The organism is Micromonospora sp. SYSU B005 (assembly GCF_055362685.1).
This window is the reverse complement of the sequence record NZ_JAXCFU010000067.1, coordinates 1-708: the sequence shown is the minus strand read 5'-3', so window position 1 is coordinate 708 and position 708 is coordinate 1. Positions and strand designations below refer to the sequence as shown.

The window sequence follows — 708 nt, the reverse complement described above, 5'->3', positions numbered from 1 at the left end:
CGGCGCCTCACCCCGCAACCGCGCCTCGTACGCCGCCGCCAGATCCCGACTCAGCGGCCCCATCGACCAACCGTCGCCAGCGATGTGATGCACCACCAGCACGAGGACGGAGGGCTCGAAGAGCCACGCCCGGATGGGCAGTTCGGCGGCGAGGTCGAAGGCATAGCCGGTTGCCTCGGCGACGGCCCGGTCCAGGTCGTCCGGCGGCACGGTGTGGACCTGGAGGACGGACGGCACCTCGCCGGCGTCCAGAATTCGTTGGTACGGCTCGCCGTCCGCGACCGGGAACATGGTTCGCAGCGACTCGTGGCGGCCGATCACGTCGCGCAGCGCGGCGTCCAGCGCGTTGACGTTCACCCCGTCGTCGAGGCGGACCACCACGGGGAGGTTGTAGAGCGGGCTGGGTCCTTCGAGCTGGCCGAGGAACCACAGTCGCTGCTGGGCGAAGGACAGGGGCGGACGCTCCGGCCGGTTGTCGGTCCTGATCGCGAGCCGTGCCCGGCCGGAGTGGCCGGCGGCCAGCCACGCCGCCAGGCCGGCCACGGTCGGCGCTTCGAACATCACTCGCAGCGGGATCTCGCTGCCCAGCACCGCCCGCACCCGCGATGACAGGCGCACGGCGAGCAGTGAGTGGCCGCCGAGCCGGAAGAAGTCATCGTCGACACCGACACGGTCCACGCCGAGAATCTCGGCGAAGACGCCGCACAG

At 71.5% G+C, this 708-nt stretch carries 1 protein-coding gene; it reads right to left on the bottom strand.

The window, feature by feature from the left end:
- On the bottom strand, positions 1–708 hold a 708-nt coding region (locus SM452_RS30400), incomplete at both ends, for a condensation domain-containing protein (protein WP_463841225.1).